Raw genomic sequence first — 18,636 nt, 5'->3', positions numbered from 1 at the left:
CCCATCTCAACTCAAAGCATTTCAAAGGCTTTCTCTTTTTACCCAATAATGGGCATGGTTTTTGGACCAATCAGCAGGTCCTCACCTAGAGTCAAGCTAAGAGAGGGAAGACCCTTAGGCTGACCTGCAGGACTTATGATACGGCGGGAAAGTCTGCCTTCAATGTCGGGTTGCCGGGAAAAGATGGCGTGGGTGGGGAAATTTTCGGGAAGATCTCAAACCGGCCAACGGTTGCCGTATGGTCTCCCGGACTCAACGAAAAGGGCAATTCATTCGCAGTTCCATACGAACTCGAAACATTTACCGCCACAATCGTGGTTTTCTATTTTCTGATTCGTGATGATGGCAGTTTGTACGGGCGGATGAAGCCGATGCCCGGCATTCGTTTAGGAGACTAAGAGGAACGAAGAACCAGACGACGAATGCCCTCGACGAGTTGGCTGGCAATGCCATTTTTGGTCAAATACAGGGTAGCTCCCGCTTCCAGCATGAGTCCTTGTACGTGTTTATCTTCCTGGACAGACAGGCCGATAATAGGCATCGAGGGGAATTCCCGCACAATGTTTCGGGTCGCCTCAATGCCATTCATCTTTGGCATATTCACGTCCATCACTATAATATCCGGGTGAAGCGTTCGTGTGTTTTCAATGGCTTCGAGACCATTTTGTGCCTCTCCCACAACAAGAAAATCCGGTTGAACCTCCAATAATCCCCGCATGCCTTGCCTCACAAGGGCATGATCGTCGACGAGGAGAATTCGGATTCCCTTCTCCCGTGTCGTGGTGGAAGACTGAGATCCCATGAAGGTCAAGGGACCCGACCGGCAATCAGAAATTTCTGATGGAGTGAGAGAATCATAAGGAACATGAAGTGTGATGCAGGTCCCCTCCCCCGGTTTTGACTCGATCTGAATGTCCCCCCCCAAGGCTTCGACACGCTCACGGATACTGAAAAGTCCGAATTTTCCGGGCCTGGCAAGATCATGCGATTCGCTTGAGAACTGGAATCCTCTTCCGGCATCCTCCACCTTCACTTGCAGTCCGTGAGGTGCGGTCTTCTTGAGTGCAATCGTGGCGTGTTTCGTGTCGGCATGCTTCAGGATATTGAAGAGAAGTTCCCGTACAGCCTGAAACACAAATATGGCATGATCTTCCGGGAGTGAAATATCCTTATCTTCCTCCTGGACATCCACATGAAGATCATGTCGTTCAAATTGCCCTCCAAGCCAGAACAGGGCAGGCACAATCCCCAATTCATACAAAATACTGGGACTGAGCTCCGCAATGAGGGTCCTGGTGTACTCAAGGGAATCCGTCAGGATTTTATCGATGTCCTCGATGTTCGTTTTCAATTCTGGAGCCCACCCTGCCCGATTCAGTTGGGCAAGTTTCATGCGACAGACAACGATTAATTGGGCAAGATAATCGTGAAGTTCATTGGCCAGACGTCGACGTTCCCGCTGTTCCGTCACGACAAGCTCCGACGTCATCTCCCGGAGATGTTTTTGATAACTCAGCAAGTCACGCGTGCGTTCCACGATACGTTGTTCAAGGGAATCGTTTAAATGCTTCAAAGCCTGTTCAGCCTTTTTTTGCTCGGTAATATCCACCATCGTAATGATGGCCCCGATCGTATTCTCGTCTTCATCCAGCAGGGGTCGGCCACTGAGGAGCAACGGCACGGTTCTGTTGGCAACGTGCAACGTCACTTCCACCCCATGGAGCGTCCTTCCTCCAATCACGTCCTCGATCACATTCCTCCCTTCATTCCATGGCTCACTTCCGCAGGCAGGCATTCCGGTGATAGAGGACATAAATTGGAATTTCTCATGAAACCAAGTATGGAGTGTGGATTGCTGAACGAGTCTATCGGTCGCACGACTACTGCGAATAATTCGGCCGGACGGTTCACACACAACCACCGCTTCACCCGTTTGTTCCAGAATCATTCTGGAAAATTTTTCCTCCACCAGGGCCCGGTCGTATTTTTTCTGTTCCGTCAGGTCGGTCAAAATCGCACAATGCAAATACTGGTTATCAATCTTAATGGAGATAAGACCGACAAACACGGCAAGATCATGTCGATCTTTGGGCACCAAACGAATAGTCCCCGTTCCCCCGGCGGAGTGGGAATGGGAAGAAGACAGAGTATTAAAAAACTCCCGATCTTCTTCAACAATAAATGAGTCGAGCGAATAGCCGAACAGCTCCTGATGGGAGTGATTGACCATTCCGGCAAATGTGGCGTTCGCATAAAAAATAATCCCGCCATCATCAAAAATCACCGCCCCTTGAATCATATTATCGATGATGAGTCGGTACGGATAGTCGGCGCTCTTGAGGGTAAAAACCTGATCCCCCTCCCCCGTTTCGACGATGAGGGCATCCACCCCTCCTTCACGGATTGCCTGGAGCGTGTCTTCCGCTTCCTTCAACCGTTGCTGTAATATTTCCTCCTTACCTGAAGGAACGTATTTGGCCAGAGACAGTTTACGTTTGGAAGGCATGGATATTTCCCGATTATCTATCCTTACGAGATCAGAGGAGGAGACTGTGACAATCCCAGAGAACTTAGCACACGGTCCTTTTTTGAAAGATCCCCGATGATCCGGCAACTGGGAAGAGGGAATTCTTTGATGAGGGTGGGAGCGGCAAAGATTTGGTTGGCCCGGGCGGAAGAAGGATTGCGATACAAGTCGATAATTTGTAGATCAGGATTCAGGTCTTCAAGATAGTCCCGGCAAATGGATTTGATATTGGCCATGGCACGGAGCGACAGGCTGGTCGCGCCGGTTACATACAGCCGAAGACGAATTCCGGCCTCTTCCCCGTCAGGTACGACCTTCCCGGTGGTTGATGGCCTGCGAGGAGTCATGATGGTGGCTCCATGGCGCTTGACATAATCACTTCACCTGACTCGTCAGACAGATCGAGCCCCACCAACACTTTTTCTGTGTTCGATAAATCCCCGATGATTTTTTTTAAGGGAGGCGGCAATTTTTTGACCAATGTCGGAATGGCCAAAATCTGGTCAAGCCTGGCCCTCTTGGGCTCCCGGAGAAGGTCCACAATTTCCACCGTATACTTTGAGGACAGATGGGTGTCGCACAATTGTTGTAAATTACTCATGGCCAGACGCGATTTTGGAGAATGTCCCGCAACATAGAGGGTTAAGTGGTAGGGAGAATTCTTTGCACCATGACCCTGGGGTTTTGTTGTGCCTTGTTTGGTATTCCTCATAGTTGGGAGACCCTTCTCGATTCAGCTATTCATCAGGTTGACACACCACAATTTCTTCAAAATATTCTTCCTGCTGTCTCTTGTTGCTGTGCAAACGGATTTTGCCCGCCCACATGGTTTAATGGGCATGGTGAACCGGCCAGATTCATGGTCCTACCGGTTATCTCCAGACACCTGTTTGAGATGCCAGCCACGATGACTCATCGTATATCCCCGAACCTGATGAGAATGCGACATACCGCGGGATTTCAAAATATACAGATGCCGCTGGTGTTCACCATCAAATTCCCGGTTTGACAGGAGAATCCAGGTGTCGGCCAGGGAGGAAACCCCGATCTCCGTCTCCTGAGCAGGTTCCGAAGGGGCGCTGAGGCCCGTGCAAACCAGGGTGATTTGTTGGGATTTCAGAAAATCCACCATCCGTAAAAATAACGCCTTGACCTCGCGAGTTGAACCAATGGATAAAAAATCATTAATCGGATCCATGATCACCAACGTCGGGTGATGAGTGTGTACCGCATTGTAAAAATTCACCAGATGGGATTCCAATCCGTATAGGGTTGGACGGGAGGCTTCAATATGCAACAAGCCCTTGTTCACCCATTTCTCCAATGAGAGCCCGATCGATTTCATGTTCCGGATAATCTGAGGACTGGATTCTTCAAAGGCAAAATACAGGGATTTCTCTCCCCCCCGACAGGCGGCATCAACAAAATGCGAGGCCAAGCTCGTTTTCCCCGTCCCGACTCCTCCTGTCACCAGAATCGTCGAACCCCGATACACACCCTCTCCCCCGAACATCTCATTCAACCGGGGAACGCCGGTCGATATTTTGTCGTTTGAAACTTTGTGTTCAAGGACTAAGGACGTGATGGGCAATACGGACAAGCCATGTTGTCCAATGAGAAAAGGAAATTCATTGGTGCCATGCATACTTCCACGGTATTTGACCACCCGCAACCGGCGGGTGGACATCTGGTCGTTCACTCGATGATCCAGCAGAATGACGCAGTCGGAGACATATTCCTCGAGCCCTTGACGGGTTAAGGCCCCCTCTCCCCGTTCGCCGGTGACGATGGAGGTCATATTTCTCTCTTTCAGCCATTGAAATAGACGCCGCAACTCCGACCGGATAATCCCCTGATTGGATAACCCGCCGAAGAGGACTTCGATGGTGTCCAACACAATCCGTTTGGCACCGATGGCGTCGATGGACTCACCCAGCCGTACAAACAATCCTTCGAGATCGTATTCTCCATTCTCTTCAAATTCTGTGGCCTCAATGGGAATGGTATCCAAAATTAATTTGTTATCCTTAATTAAGCCATTCAGATCAAACCCCAGGGACCGGACGTTTTGGGTCAATTCTTCCGCCGTTTCCTCAAATGCCAACATCACACCGGGTTCGCCCATTTGGACAGCGCCACGAACAAGAAATTCCATTCCCAGAAGTGTCTTTCCACAGCCAGGGCTTCCGCAGACCAGGGTGGTTCGTCCCCTGGGAAGCCCGCCCGCCGTGATGTCATCCAAGCCTTGAATGCCGGTTGGCGCTTTAGGAAACTCTGAATGAACCGGTTTACTTGATGATTTTTTCCTGGGCATAATTTACAATTTCCTGTGAAAGTAAAAAATGACGCCAAAATTTAACACAATCCCTTTAGAAATAATACCGATTGGCGACAAACTTCAAGATTCCAAGAGCAACGGGTGGTAGGTGATTTCCCTAAACACATCAATTTGTGAACACATCTCAAATCCCTTTCAGGGTTAGGCAGTCACTTTTATCCGTCACTTTAGGAGTTTGGAAGACACCATATCAGTTGATATGGACATAGAAGAATGGACGGAACAAACCGAAGCCCGGTTACTTTGTCGAATCTTCCGATCAATTCTGCCCCATTCCCTCTATACCGTCCGTCTCATGTCAAAGAACTTTTGCCCTTCATCCCCTAGTGATTTGGCACATGGATACTCGTTCACCTTCTCGGGCGTCCAACTGTTGCCAACCCATCCTCCTGCTTTTTCTAGCGATAGGGTTTGTCGGTCCTCCACCTTCCATTCATCCGGAAATCCTCCAGGGCGTCCCTGCCGATCAACCTTCGTCCGAGACCTGCACGGCCCACGCACCGGTCACGAACGAATGCGTGGAAGCCGGTCTTCGGAGGAGGCGTGAATTGCTTCGGGCGGAACCCGCATTCCAGGTCAATTCCCCCGCTACTCATCTCAAATTGGCGGAAATACTCAACCAGCAGGGAGATCCGAACGGCGCCATCGAGGAATATCGGGCCGCGATTCAACTTGATCCCGATCTCGCCGGTGCGTTTCAGGGTTTGGGAGCCGTTTATCTTGATCAACACGAATGGAAACAGGCCGAAGTAGCGCTTGATAGAGCCGCACAATTAGGGAGCGGGAATGGTCAGACTGAATTCTGGCTGGGTCGGTCACGATTGGCACAACAAAAATTTTACGAGGCTCAGCAGGCATTCAGCACAGCTACAAGATTGAATCCCTACGATGCAGAGGCCTTCTCCGATTTAGGTCTGACCTACATGGCACAAGGTCAACCCACGGATGCCATCAAGGCTCTTCACCAGGCCATTGGCTTGCGCCCGGATTATTCAGAGGCCCACTCCCGCCTGGAGCTGGTGGATGCCTTTAAACACAACCAGGATCGACTCGTCCTTGAGACCGCAAAAATTTTACACCTTCTCTTCAGAAGGGAATAGAGGTCTCCTTCGTTCCCGAGCTCAACCATAATGTCAGGTGAAGGAACGACGTCCTCCGCCTTCTTTTCCAATAAGGCTAAAATCTCCACGAGATTCCCGCCCCCGTCAAAAAATCATCGCTTCCATGAGTCAGGCCCCCTCCGACGCGCACATCCAGTTGAAGATTGTCTGTCAGATGATAGAGCACTCCCGTTTGAAGAAAATTTGCGCTCCCACTCGCCACATCTCTGGGATACAATCCGAAATATTCCACAAACCCGGTTAGTCGATCCCGAATGGCTGCGCTAAGTCCCAGGGACGAAGAAACCTGCACAAACCGCGTGCCCTGAGAAGTAGGACTGCCGATATTCACCGTCCCGAATAACCCCACCCTTTCATTCAACACATACGTCAAAATCGTCCGGAATAGCGGGTCCACCCGATCCGAGGAAAAATCCTTATCACCCGTGGGAATCGACAGTCGGCCGACGAAACTCAACCGTGGTCTAAACCCCTGTTGCTGAAGGGCCTGAACTTTAAATCCCAGGGCAAGGTCATTGAACCCATTCACATCCTGGCCATTGTCAATGTAAGTCAGGGTTGGCCATTCCACGCGAAACTCCACAATCTCGGTCAATCCAATGCGAACAAGGGTCTCAGGGAAGTTGTGGGTTCTGACATCGGGAGATGCCTTTTCAAAAGAAAAGGTATATCCGGTTTCGATTTGAATGCGTCCCTTTGGGATGGTGGCAGGACTCAGGCTGAATGTCGGCCGATCCGTCGCAATCGGTCCCGAAAACGAGCCGGCCTGCCCCATGATCCACGGACGGGAGGGAGTCGGTTCGCCTCCATTGTCCTGCCCATAACACCAGGACTGTCCAAGCAGGATCACACACAGTGACCATCCTAAGACTCCAGGGAGCGATCGTCCAATTCGGTTGATGTTGGAAAAACAGGATACGCGCATAGAATTAGGCAATTTGATTCACGACTTGTCGGATGGCCTCGACCAGTTGGCTGGCGACGCTCCCTTTGGTCACGTACATGGCGGCGCCGGCTTCGAGCAGCATTTTTTCGATCTGCTTGTCCTCATGAACCGACAATCCGATGACCCTGATTGAAGGATGTTCTTGGGTAAGCCACTTCGTCGCCTCGATGCCATTGATCTTTGGCATGTTGACATCCATAACCACAATATCGGGAAGAACCAGTTGGGTTTTCTCTATAGCTTCTTCTCCATTTTTTGCTTCTCCCACGATGACAAAATCTTCATGGTGTTCCAACAGGGTTCGGATTCCTTCACGAATCATGGCATGATCATCCACCAGGAGAATTCGTACAGCTTTTTTCCTTGATCCCCCTTGCGCGATTGGATCGAGCGGTTTTTGAATGTCTTTGGAATCTGAGTTCGACACAACCGTTGGCGAGACCGGCTGAAGCGGAACCACGAGGGTCGCCTGAGTTCCCTTCCCTGGTGCGGATTCGATGTAAAAACGGCCGCCCAGGGCTTCCGTTCGTTCTCTAATACTAAACAGCCCAAATCTTCCAGGCTTGGAATAATCTGTTGAAATCGGCGATGGGTGAAACCCCTTTCCAGCATCCTGAACCTTTACGTGAAGTTCCTGGGATGCGGTCCTCTTGAGGGAAACAATAGCCTCGCTCACACCAGAGTGCTTGATGATATTAAAGAGCAATTCGCGAACGGCCTGAAACACAAAAATAGCCTGATCCTCTGAAAGCTCTATGGCTTGGTCTCCATGCTGTACCTGTACACGCAGATCATGGCGCTCCATCTGCTGACCCAACCATTTCAGAGCGGGAACGAGCCCGAGTTCGTAGAGAATGCTGGGACTCAGCTCGGCAATCAGGGTACGGGTGTAGGAAAGCGAGTCTGAAAGGATTTGATCGATTTCTTCCAAATTGGTCTTTAAGGCAGTCATGCTCCATTCATTGATGGCCTGAGCCAGTTTCATCCGACAGACCACAAGCAATTGCGCCAGATAATCATGCAGTTCGGTGGACAAGCGTCGCCGTTCCCGTTGTTCCGTTACCACCAACTCGGACGTCATGGCTCGCAGATTCTCCTGATAGACCAACAGATCACGAGTCCGATCAGACACCCGTTGCTCCAAGGAATCGTTTAATTCTTGCAGGGCTCGTTCTGCCTGTTTTCTCGCCGTAATATCGGTGGCTATTCCACAAATGGCATAGGGCGTTCCTGCTGCGTCGAATAAAGGAAACTTCACCGAAAGGTACGTCTGAATTCCATCAGGAAGTTGCACCTGCTCTTCAAATTCTTGCGGTGTTCCGGATTGAAGAACTTTCTGATCGTTGGCAATAATCTGGCTGGCTAAATGGGGATTCAGCAGATCCTGATCTGTTTTTCCAATAATGGCTTCCCTGGATAAATGAAAAATCGTTTCAAACCGTTTATTCACCAATTGATACTTCCCATCGAGATCTTTTACAAACTTCACCGTTGGCGAATTCTCCCAGATAGCCTGGAGACGGCCTTCACTAGCCTCCAGCGCGGCACCAATTCGTTGTTGTTCGGAAATATCTCTGTCAATGAGAGAATGTCCGATCAGCACTCCATCCACGTCAACAATAGGAGAAATGGTTAATGAAACAGAAAAGACCGAACCATCCTTTTTCATTCTAAGGAATACCCGTTTAGATTCCCCATTTTTGGATCTCAGGATATCCAATAGCCAAGAGGCTTCCTGTTTAGCCTCAGGAAGGAGGAGACGGGATAGAGACTGACCAAGCATTTCGGAGGCCATGTACCCGTACATGCGCTCCGCTCCCTTGTTCCAACTGCTAATTATTCCGTCCGTATTGATGCTATAAATGGCATCCTGAGATGATTCAACAATTGAGGCGAGTCGTTTCAAATTTTCCGTGCTGCGTTTTCGCTGTTCGATTTCTTTCTGAGCGGATTGGTATAAGCGCGCATTATCAATGGAAATGGCAGCTTGCGAGGCAATCCCAACCACCATGGTTTCGGCCATTTTGGTAAACACATTGGGCTGTGAATGGCCGAAAAATAATCCCCCAAGAACTTCCCCCGACCGGGAAACCACCGGCACCGCAAGATAGCTTCTGACGGGAAGATGACCCGGAGGCATGCCGTGATAGGGAGCCATCTGTCCATAACGAGGATCGTCCTTCACATCAGCAATTCGGACGACGGCCTCCCCGGAAAAAGTCGGCGCGAAAATCGGTGTATTTCTGGGCATCGGGAATTGTTCAAAGGCTTCGCGAGGAACCCCGGAAATCGTATACAGGACAAACGATTCTCCTTTTTCATTTATCACATTGTAGAAAAACGCCGCGAATTCCCCTCCCGTTAATTCACGGCACTCATCCGTGACAGACTGGAGCAGTTTTTCTAAATTCAACTCCGCGGCCAATATACTGCCAATGCGGTTCACCACCTCCAAGGCATGTGTCTGTTGTCGAAGCCGTTCCTGACCTTCAACTTTTTCAATGGCAATGGAAGCCGAATGCGCAAGAAATTCCACATATTCTTTTTCCTCACCCGTCGGTGAACGGAGAACCGTATAATACAGGGCGAAAGTGCCAAGCACACGACCATCGCTGGCCATTATGGGCATTGACCAGCATGCCCGTAATCCATGGCGCTCCGCCAAATCCTTAAATGGGACCCAATTCGGATGTGTGGTGATGTCGGGGATGATGACCGGTTCCTTCAGGTAGGCGGCGGCACCACAGGCTCCGACTTCCGGACCTATAGCCACACCATCAATCCCTTGCCGATACGCTTCAGGGAGGGAGGGACCTGCACCATGGTGCAAATTACAGCCTTCCTCATTTAGCAGAAGTATGGATGCCAGCGTATCTGAACCACAATGCCGCTCAATTTCCAGGCAGAGATTGTCCAGAATCTCCTGCAGAGAATTACCATTGATAATTTGCTCCAGCACCTCATTGTGACTTTGCAATATGCGTTCGGCACGATTCTGAACATCGCTATCCTTCAATGTCACGATCGCGCCAAGAATCCCCAGGGTTTCGATTCGTATGGGGCGGGCATCGAACATGACCTGGGCAAACGTTCCATCCTGTTTTTCGAGGAATACCTTTTTACCGCAAAGGGTCTCTCCGTTTAAAACCTGCGTCAAGAATTTTCCACTGAGATTTGTAACAGAGAGGTCTGAAGCCTGCTGTCTCCCGGTGGAATAAGAAAGTTGAAAAATTTCATCAAAAGGCCTGTTCAAGCACAGACTTGGAGCGTAGTAATGTTTGACGGCGGAGCTGGTACGAATGATGGTTCCTGATCTATCACAAACGATCAGGGCGTCTCTCGTTTGATCCAGGACTTCACAAAGTAATCGTTCTTCAAAATCACCCCCGCCGTTTTGCTGGGGCTCAGGTCCAATCTGACCCATAGTCGGATCGGTAGACCTGACTTCCGCTGCCCATTTAGCCTCTTCGGGAGGTATTTTTGAATTTCCCATCCTGGTCCAATTTCGGTTAAAAATACTATTCAGTCGAATCCCTATGGACCCCAGGTCTTAATATTTAGGTCAGTCAATCATCGTTTTGAAGCTTCTTAGTTTCGAGCATTAGCATGTAGGCACACCACACCTTTGTCCTGAACCAGGATCAAAGAACACCCTCCATAACAATGTAGTTTCATTGTTTCAGTTTTCCTATGAAAGAAAAACTATCAAAAACCCTTGAATCATCATCCTCAAAGCAACAATGGGACAGAGCTACCAGAATACATCTATATATACATTTGGGTAGTGGTATCCAGGAGCCTGGAATCGGTCAAATGAACGCTACCATATAGATAACCATCTATAAAAATAAAGGGGAAGGAATGAACACTCGTCGCAAGCCAGCGATGGAGAGATGGGAAAACCATGCGCCTTGGTCGCCATGATTTTCTCAGGAACGAGCACCATGGCCTGCCACCCTAAAGTCCTTGGGGGGACCGATTCTTCCCTTGAGAGAAGGTGACTTGGTTATTAAGATTAGAGTTGTCTCCTTATAGGAAATCACTAGCTATATATTGATATTTTTCGTTATAATCGTTAATTATTCATACAGTACATATTATTAATGTTTTTTTATCCTCGTGATCATACCTTTTTTACCCAAAATGGCGTATCTGGATAGACTAAACCTCTCAAAATTATTTCATCCTTAAGTGCGGTGCATGCGAAGAAGTTTGCGAAGCTCGAATCTTCGTTCTTTCCCCCAATTGCAGTGTCCTAACTCATTTTGGAAAGCCATGTGGACATCGGTTTGATTGTGGACTGAGAGAATCAAACGCCTCTACATCAATTGACGATGTTCCCCTAAATTAAGGGCATTTCGAACGAAAGCAACAAAAAAAGTTGTTGCTCCCTTTCCTAAATTTTCGTAACTGTCACCTGTGTGGCCTTGTTCACTAAATATGAAGCCGAGGTTAGGTAACCGAAAGACAGGAAAGTTGCAGAAATTTAGGTTTCCATTTTTAAGCGAGCGATGATCAGAAACGTATAAGTAGGAATACGCGATGTATTTTAATTTTTTCGGGTTACGGACCAAACCATTTAATACCACCCCGGATCCGGATTTTCTATATCTCAGTCCCGGCCACAAACAGGCGTTGGGTTCGCTGATCTATGGAATCAAGGAAAAAAAAGGGTTTATCGCCGTCACCGGCCAAGTTGGTCTGGGAAAAACGACGATTCTCCGATCGTTTCTGAATCAACATCATCAGGCCAATCAGGAAACGGTATATCTCCTCAATCCTAACCTGTCATTTACCAACTTACTCAAGACCCTGCTGCGTGAACTGGGACACTCCCCTATTGAGGGGGACGATGCCGAAGTGTTGGAACAACTGCATTTCGTCCTCATAGAAAAATATCGAGAAGGCCGGATCGTGGTGCTCTTGATTGACGAAGCGCAAAATATGCCGGTGGACACCTTAGAACATCTGCGGATGTTGTCAAATCTGGAAACCCCCAAAGACAAACTCATTCAAATCGTGCTGTTGGGTCAACCGGAATTAGATGGCCTTCTGGATCAATATGAACTCCGGCAGTTAAGGCAACGTATCGCCGTGCGAGCCATCCTCCAACCCCTCTCCAAGCCGGAAAGTTTTGAATATATCCGGCATCGGTTGGACAAGGCCGGCGGAGAAGGGAAAAAAATCTTTACAAACTCAGCCTTAGCCCTCATTGTGCAGGAAGCCAAGGGGATTCCCCGGCGCCTGAATATTCTCTGTGATAATGCCCTGGTCACCGCCTTTGGGTACAACACAGCCTTGGTGACAGCAAAAATTGCCAAAGAGGTGATCGGTGATCTGACCGGCCGACCCGCCCACTCACTCTGGAAATTAGTCCCGCTGATTGGCTTGGCTCTCATCCTTGTCCTTGGACTGGTCGCGCTCCTGCCTCTGACTGAATCAAAATTTCCGGATATCCCTTCAATAAATAAGATTGGACTACCGGTTACAGATAAGGAGAATCCGAAACAAAACCTTGTGCCGGATCAAGACCTTGGCAGTGTAGGGGAATATATTCCACCCCCTCCTCAAACTGGTCCGACCCTGACCGAAAGAGCACAGGCGTTCCTAACGCAATCAGTATCTGAAGTCTTTGCGAATTTAAAGAACCGGGCCGGCTCGAATTCCGAATCAACCACGACTCTACCCTATGTCGAAAGACCTATCGACCCTGACAACCAGCAAGACCCCCTGCTTGCCGGTATGCCGCCGGATAACTTCCAGCTTGAGGCACCTCCAGTTTCAGATGAGCGAGATGTACCCTCAACCTCAGAAACAGTATCGCCTGGAATCCTTCCCCTTCAACAAGAACATTTCGATCTCCCCTCGCAGGAAGACCTTCTAGCGAAGGCTGAAGCAGACAGTCCGGAAACTGAAGCGAGGCTTGGTCAGGATGAAACGAAAACACCATCTATACAGTCGGCCCAACAAGAACTGCCTGAGCTCTTCATTCAGGAAGAAGGGATAGCGACCGCTGAAGCAAATAGTATGTTAGAAGATCCGGTACTGCAGGATGAAACAAAGACAACATCTGAGAATGTCAGTGAGGACAATCTGGTTCGAATGAGTCCTGAAAACCTCAGCGAGCATGCAGGACAACCCACAGGAACCGCTGAAGAACGAATGAGACCACCTAGCCAAGATGATTCTCCCTCTGTCCCTGTCCCTCCAACACGTTTAGCATTGCAGGAAAGTCCAAGTAAGCCAGAAGTGGTTGCCTCATCTTCACCTGTTACCAGGATCGTGGAAAAAGGTGACACAATGGCAAAATTATTGCATGATGTGTATGGGTCGGCTAGTCCATCTACCGTTCAATTCGTTCTTGAACATAATCGGCATATTGCAAGCGTGCGAAGAATGTATCCGGGGCAAAAGATTATATTTCCGCCTTTACAAAGCGTTGAGGGCCAAAAAAAAGTGGCTCAGGCTGACGAGCATTTGGTGTCGGTTAAGAATAAGGAATTACCCTCTTCGAAAAAAATCTTTGCCCGCTCTTCCACGCAAACCAAACCGATTGAAAACAAGGTTGAGGCCAAACGCGATTCCCCCTATGCGGTGGCCACCGTACAAGAGGGGGATACCTTAGAAAAATTGGTCAAAGTAATATATGGATCGTCTCATCCGAGCTATGTTCAACGTGTCCTGGAGTACAACCCAAAAATTCGGAATCCCAAGAAAATTTTCCCGGGGCAGGACATTGCCTTTCCTAAAATTCGTAAAGATGTGAAAACGCAGACAAACCCGGCATCTCAAGCCAATCCATCTGAATAGACCGTGAATTAATTTTGCCAAAGTACCAAAACCTTGAATATTTCTTTATGAGAATCCCCAAATGAGTAAAGTATACGAGGCCTTGCAACAGGCCTACGAAAATCAACTTGAAGTCATCAAGATCCATCCGATAGAAGAACGCCCACGTTCGCAACCGGTCGTCGTTTCCAATTTACCTCCTCTCAAAATGAGGCGAGAGATGGTGCAACTGGAACAACGCCTTGCCGGCCTTCTTCCTGATTCTCACCACAACATTATTCAATTTATCAGTAGCAGGAACCAGGAAGGGGTCTCCACCATTGTTCAGGAGTTCGGAAGAGTCCTGGTTGAAACACAGGGAAAGTCCGTGTTGCTGGTGGATGGAGATTCTCAAAAAATAACCCAACATCAATTCTTTGGAGTTCCTCCCAAAACATCTTTGCAATATATTATGCGTAATGGGGGAGATTTAGATCAGGCCATCACGCCTGTTCTCCATTCCCGTTTATTCCTCGCCTTGCTGTCCGGAGATGGCTCAGAAACCGTTCATCATGAAGTCACAACAGGCAAGCAAGATTTATGGACCCATATACGAAAACAGTTTGACATGATTATCATCGATACCGCACCGATCGATATTTCTGATGAGGGCTTGGAGTTGTGTGCAGCCGCTGATGGGGTAGTAATGGTGGTAGAGGCAGAAAAAACCCGGTCACAAGTCATATCAAATCTCAGAGATCGGATTACACACAGTGGTGGAAATCTTCTTGGCATGGTCTTCAATAAACAGCGTTATTACATCCCAAACTGGATCTATTCGAAATTATAATCCCATAATTTAGGGGAAGAACTTGGATCGAGACTACAGATAAAACGAGGGTCCCCCCCCTTCCAATACCGATACATTAATTATGAGTACAAATCCCTCCCAATCCTCACGCCATAACCACGAGATTGATTATTTCAGTATTCGAGATATCCTCACAATCCTTTTCAAGCATCGACGTGAGATCATCGCCATCTTCGTATTTTTTACGATTATTTCTTTGATTATTGCGATGAAGATGACGCCGATTTATCGAGCAGAGTCAAGTCTTATGGTGAAAGTCGGCAGGGAGCATATGTACAGCGCAGAGGTAGGAGATCAAAACCCCAAAATGGTGTTTGATCTTGAGACGCTTATTGATCCCGAAATTACCATATTGACAAGCCGAGATCTCAGCCAAAAGGTTGTGGAGGCAATTGAGGTGAAAAACTTATATCCAGAAATCCTTGAAAAGGATGAATTAACCATTTCGCCTCTTGAAGCTGCATTAATAAATTTCTCAGGAAATCTCTCTGTAACCAGGTCCGGGAAATCGAATGTCATACTCGTGAATTTTGAACACGCCATTCCAGAGATAGCTGCCAGAGCGGTAAACTTACTTGGTGAATTCTGGAAAGAAAAACACCTTGCTATTTTCAGCAATCCTCAGGCCTCTTTCTTGGAAGATCAAGTTGAAACATTTCGTGAAAAGTTGGAACAGTCAGAAACCATTTTACAAGATTTTAAGAGAGAGAATAGAATTTCCTCCCTATTAGACCAGAGGACTCTGTTACTTGAACAACGACAAAATTTAGACAGCAGATTGAAATCTAATGAAGATGAAGTAAGGGGATTAGGCTCAAAGATTTTTTCTATAAGGGACCAATTAAAAGATATTGCCGAATACATTCCCATCATGACTGTCAACGAACAGCTTCATCAACGAATCGCAGAAACACGAAATGAGTACTTGGCTCTCAAGCGAAAGGAGCAGCAACTCCTGGGAAAATATCAGGAGAGCAGTCGAATAATTACTGACATTCGTGAAGAAATAGCACTTATTCAGGCTTCGATCCAAGACCAAGAAGATCAGCTAAAAGATCAAGTCACCCGGGGAAGAAACCCTGTCTATCAGGATCTTCAGCTTGCTCTTCTTAAAACCGAATCTGAAGTAAGCTCTCTCAATACCAAGCAAGAAGTTATCTTGGGACAAATAAAAGAGGTCGACACTCAAATTGTCCACTTGAATGCATTGGAGAAACAGTTTGATGCCCTTCAACGTGAGGTTCACAAAGATCAAGAAAATTTGCGGATGTATGTTGAAAAATTTGAAATGGCCCATGTTTCCACAGAAATGGACAACAGACAGATGGCCAATGTAAGCGTCATTCAGACGGCTTCTATTCCCATCCAACCCATCAAACCCAATAAGTCTTTTATATTGTGTTTTGGAATTTTGTTGGGGATGCTGAGTGGAACGGCCTGGGCCTTCGTAGCAGAATTTTTCAAAGGGGGGTACACAAGGCCAGAACAGGCTTCACTTGAGCAGGGAATCCCTGTCCTCACCAGTATTAGATATAGAAGCTAAATCCAGCGTAAGCCCAGGCGAGGACAACATTCTGCAGGCTTGACACCATCATCGTTTCGGTATCTCTCAAAAAAAAACACAAGGGGCCTTACTTTTAAGAAGTTCAACTAACTTATGAGTTTATGTCCGCCAACACCTGACGGACAGTTTCCGTATGCTCCAATTCCGATGACCGATTCATCGCTTTTTCAAGATACTGTTTAGCCATAATTCGATCACCAGCTTTGAGTGCCACCATTCCCAAATGATAGTTAAGTAATCCATGATCGGGTGCCTTACTTAATGCTTTTGTTAACACCCTGGTCGCCTCCTCATTGAGCCCAATTTTGAAATACACCCAGGCCAATGTATCAAGCAGAAACGGGTTCTGCGTTCTGGCTTCAAAGTTCCGGGTCAGATCAACCGCATATGCCAAACTTCGGACATCCCCCTTTTCTTCTGCCAATAAGAAGGCTAAATTATTTGCTGCCAGGACATCATTGGGGGAATGATTCAACACCAATTCGTATTGCCGAATCGCCAGGTCAATTTGACCATTGGCTTGATAGAAGGAGGCTAACGCCTTCAACAGAATGGGAGATTGGACATGAATGGTTAACGCTTCATTCAACATATCAATCGCTTCTATTTTTCTGCCCAGAGACCAACTTACCATGGCCCAATCTTTCCAGGGCTCAACCCACATGGGATTTCCCTCCATTTGCTTCCGATAGGCAGAGAGGGCAGACGGCCTATCATGCAATTGAACGAACACGGCACCTAATAGCCCCCATGCAAATGGATGGTCAGAATGGCTTCCCACTAGCTTCTGTAGATAATCCCGTGCGCGCTCTGGCTGTCGTTGCTCAAGATACGCATGGATTAACGCTGCCAAAGGAGGCATCGCATGAAGGTTGGTTTGTTGAGCCCGACTAAAAGCTTGCACGGCGAGGTCCCATTGTTGAAGTCCCGAAGCGAGAATTCCTTTTGCTAGGTCCACCTGATAGCCAGACCAGACGGATTCCTCGAAACGGGCAATCATACCATCTCCCTCTGCCCATTGACGTTGAGCCAATTTTATCTGGAAAAGCGACCATGCGGCTTCAGAATGAGTGGGAACCACTTGAAGAATGGATTCCAGATATTGTTGAGCCTTTTCTAAATGGCCCTGTCGACCAGAGAGGCGGGCCAACGCTGAAAAGACGTCAAGCTGTCGGGAATTGAGCGACACAGTTTTTTCCAAGTTTCCCTGATTCATCTCAAACTCTTGGGCCAACATATGCGCCTGGCCCATTACCCTCTGAATATCCCTACTATTAGGCTCATCTCTTAAGACAATTCGAAATGTTCCGACGGCCGGGCTGCCCTCATTTTGCGCTACGCTTAATTCCCCTTTCAGAAGCAACGCATCAAATTGACCGGGGTTTTCTTCCAACACGCTTGCCAAGCGGATCTGGGCTGCTTTTGGGTTCTCCTCAACAACATCAATCTTAGCCAGTTCAACTTCCGCCTTTATGCCCTGCTCACTCGTCTCCGCTTCAAGAACAATCGCTTCGTACATCTTACGGGCCTTTTGAAATTCTTGAATATGCTCAAAATGCGCTCCTAAAAGAAACCGGAGGGTGAACGAGTGAGGTAAGACTTGAAGCGACTCTTCCAGCAAAGCTTCCCGCTGTGAACTATCAGCAAACATAACCAAACTCTTCCAACGCCGCTCATCGTTCGGATCCAGCGCCACCCCTTCACGCAAAATGGCCAAGACTTTGTCGGGCTTCCCCAGGTGCCGATAAAGCCCAGCCAGCTTATCGCGATGTGCATACCCACGCGGTTCTTTGGCAAGCAATTGGAGATAGATAGCTTCCGCCTTGTCAAAAGCCTTCATCCCGATCGAGATTGTCGCCAGATAATTCAGGAGATCGACATGATCGGGGTGGACATTCAACCCCAACTGGAGAACCGATTGAGCCTTGTCCAATTCACGATTAGCAGAAAAAATAGCGGCGAGCATCAACAGAATGTTGGAATCAGTGGGAAGTTGCTCAAGAAGAGAATCCGCTTTTGTAAGGGCCCTGGAGTGCTCTCCGCGGAGAAACCACACACAGACTTGAAGAGTATGTCCAAAGACATCATGAGGATCACGGGCCAATATGGAATCGGATAAGCCCTGCAATGCCTTGATGTCTTTCGCGGCTAAATAAAATCGCGCCAATCGTCCCACAGCCGCCTGGTGAGTGGGATCTAATTCGACGCCCCTCGCATACTGACGAAAGGCTTTTGGCCAATTGGCCTCTTTCTCCGAAACTTGCCCAGACAGGAAATACACCTGAGGGTCCTTGGGATCAATCTTGAGGGCATTTCGCAAAGCCCCCCTGGCTTTTGGAAAATTTTCCTCTTGAATGAACTTCTTAGCCTTGGTCACGAAAGAAGCTTTCCGCTCTTCCGCACTTCCACATCCACACAGAATGATGACAGACAGAAAAAGATTGCCCCATTTGGTCAGAGAAATTGGCATACCCTTACTGGATTCATTCATGGATCAACAA

General features: G+C 48.1%; 11 protein-coding genes and 1 pseudogene. 5 read left to right on the top strand and 7 right to left on the bottom strand.

The annotated features are described in order from the left end of the window. Positions 1 to 104: 104 nt before the first annotated feature. Positions 105 to 398 (top strand): annotated as a pseudogene (locus LX98_RS04470) (glutaminase); the annotation flags it as partial. Here LX98_RS04470 and LX98_RS04465 read toward each other — a convergent pair. The 4 genes from LX98_RS04465 to kaiC form a co-directional block, all read right to left on the bottom strand. Continuing rightward, the gene (locus LX98_RS04465) at positions 395 to 2,506 is read right to left on the bottom strand and encodes a response regulator (RefSeq protein ID WP_496427752.1); all 2,112 of its coding nucleotides are present in this window, start codon (positions 2,504 to 2,506) and stop codon (positions 395 to 397) included. The pseudogene LX98_RS04470 and the gene LX98_RS04465 sit on opposite strands and share 4 nt — an antisense overlap. Positions 2,507 to 2,529: 23 nt before the next feature. Then, complete coding sequence (locus LX98_RS04460) at positions 2,530 to 2,874, bottom strand: circadian clock KaiB family protein (RefSeq protein WP_496427751.1); 345 nt, start codon at positions 2,872 to 2,874, stop codon at positions 2,530 to 2,532. Then, positions 2,871 to 3,239, bottom strand: coding sequence for a circadian clock KaiB family protein (locus LX98_RS04455; RefSeq protein ID WP_496427750.1), 369 nt, complete (start codon positions 3,237 to 3,239; stop codon positions 2,871 to 2,873). Before LX98_RS04455 ends, LX98_RS04460 begins: the two co-directional genes overlap by 4 nt. Before the next feature lie 153 nt (positions 3,240 to 3,392). Continuing rightward, positions 3,393 to 4,841, bottom strand: a complete 1,449-nt coding sequence (kaiC, locus tag LX98_RS04450; protein ID WP_496427749.1) for a circadian clock protein KaiC — start codon at positions 4,839 to 4,841, stop codon at positions 3,393 to 3,395. A 362-nt stretch (positions 4,842 to 5,203) separates the two neighbouring features. On the opposite strand from kaiC, the gene LX98_RS04445 reads away from it, so the two are divergent. After that, entirely contained in the window at positions 5,204 to 5,965 is a 762-nt protein-coding gene (locus LX98_RS04445; RefSeq protein WP_496427748.1) for a tetratricopeptide repeat protein, read from the top strand. Between the two features lie 76 nt (positions 5,966 to 6,041). Here the strand turns inward: LX98_RS04445 and LX98_RS04440 are convergent, their stop codons facing one another. Continuing rightward, the gene (locus LX98_RS04440) at positions 6,042 to 6,836 is read right to left on the bottom strand and encodes a transporter (protein ID WP_496427747.1); all 795 of its coding nucleotides are present in this window, start codon (positions 6,834 to 6,836) and stop codon (positions 6,042 to 6,044) included. A gap of 79 nt (positions 6,837 to 6,915) precedes the next feature. Continuing rightward, positions 6,916 to 10,425, bottom strand: a complete 3,510-nt coding sequence (locus tag LX98_RS04435; RefSeq protein WP_496427746.1) for a PAS domain S-box protein — start codon at positions 10,423 to 10,425, stop codon at positions 6,916 to 6,918. Positions 10,426 to 11,474: 1,049 nt separating this feature from the next. Here LX98_RS04435 and LX98_RS04430 point away from each other — a divergent pair. From LX98_RS04430 to LX98_RS04420, 3 genes are all read left to right on the top strand, one after another. Beyond that, entirely contained in the window at positions 11,475 to 13,742 is a 2,268-nt protein-coding gene (locus tag LX98_RS04430; RefSeq protein WP_496427745.1) for an AAA family ATPase, read from the top strand. Between the two features lie 61 nt (positions 13,743 to 13,803). Beyond that, positions 13,804 to 14,550 (top strand): CpsD/CapB family tyrosine-protein kinase, encoded by a 747-nt coding sequence (locus tag LX98_RS04425; RefSeq protein WP_496427744.1) that lies wholly within the window; start codon positions 13,804 to 13,806, stop codon positions 14,548 to 14,550. Positions 14,551 to 14,632: 82 nt separating this feature from the next. Continuing rightward, positions 14,633 to 16,114: a GNVR domain-containing protein gene (locus tag LX98_RS04420; protein WP_496427743.1), complete on the top strand. Its 1,482-nt coding sequence runs from the start codon at positions 14,633 to 14,635 to the stop codon at positions 16,112 to 16,114. A 112-nt stretch (positions 16,115 to 16,226) separates the two neighbouring features. Here LX98_RS04420 and LX98_RS04415 read toward each other — a convergent pair whose 3' ends face one another. Next, positions 16,227 to 18,605 carry a tetratricopeptide repeat protein gene (locus tag LX98_RS04415; RefSeq protein ID WP_496427742.1) on the bottom strand — a complete coding sequence of 793 codons (2,379 nt, stop codon included), beginning with the start codon at positions 18,603 to 18,605 and terminating at the stop codon, positions 16,227 to 16,229. Positions 18,606 to 18,636 lie beyond the last annotated feature (31 nt).

The organism is Nitrospira marina (genome assembly GCF_059568365.1).
This window is presented reverse-complemented; position numbering and strand designations above follow the sequence as displayed.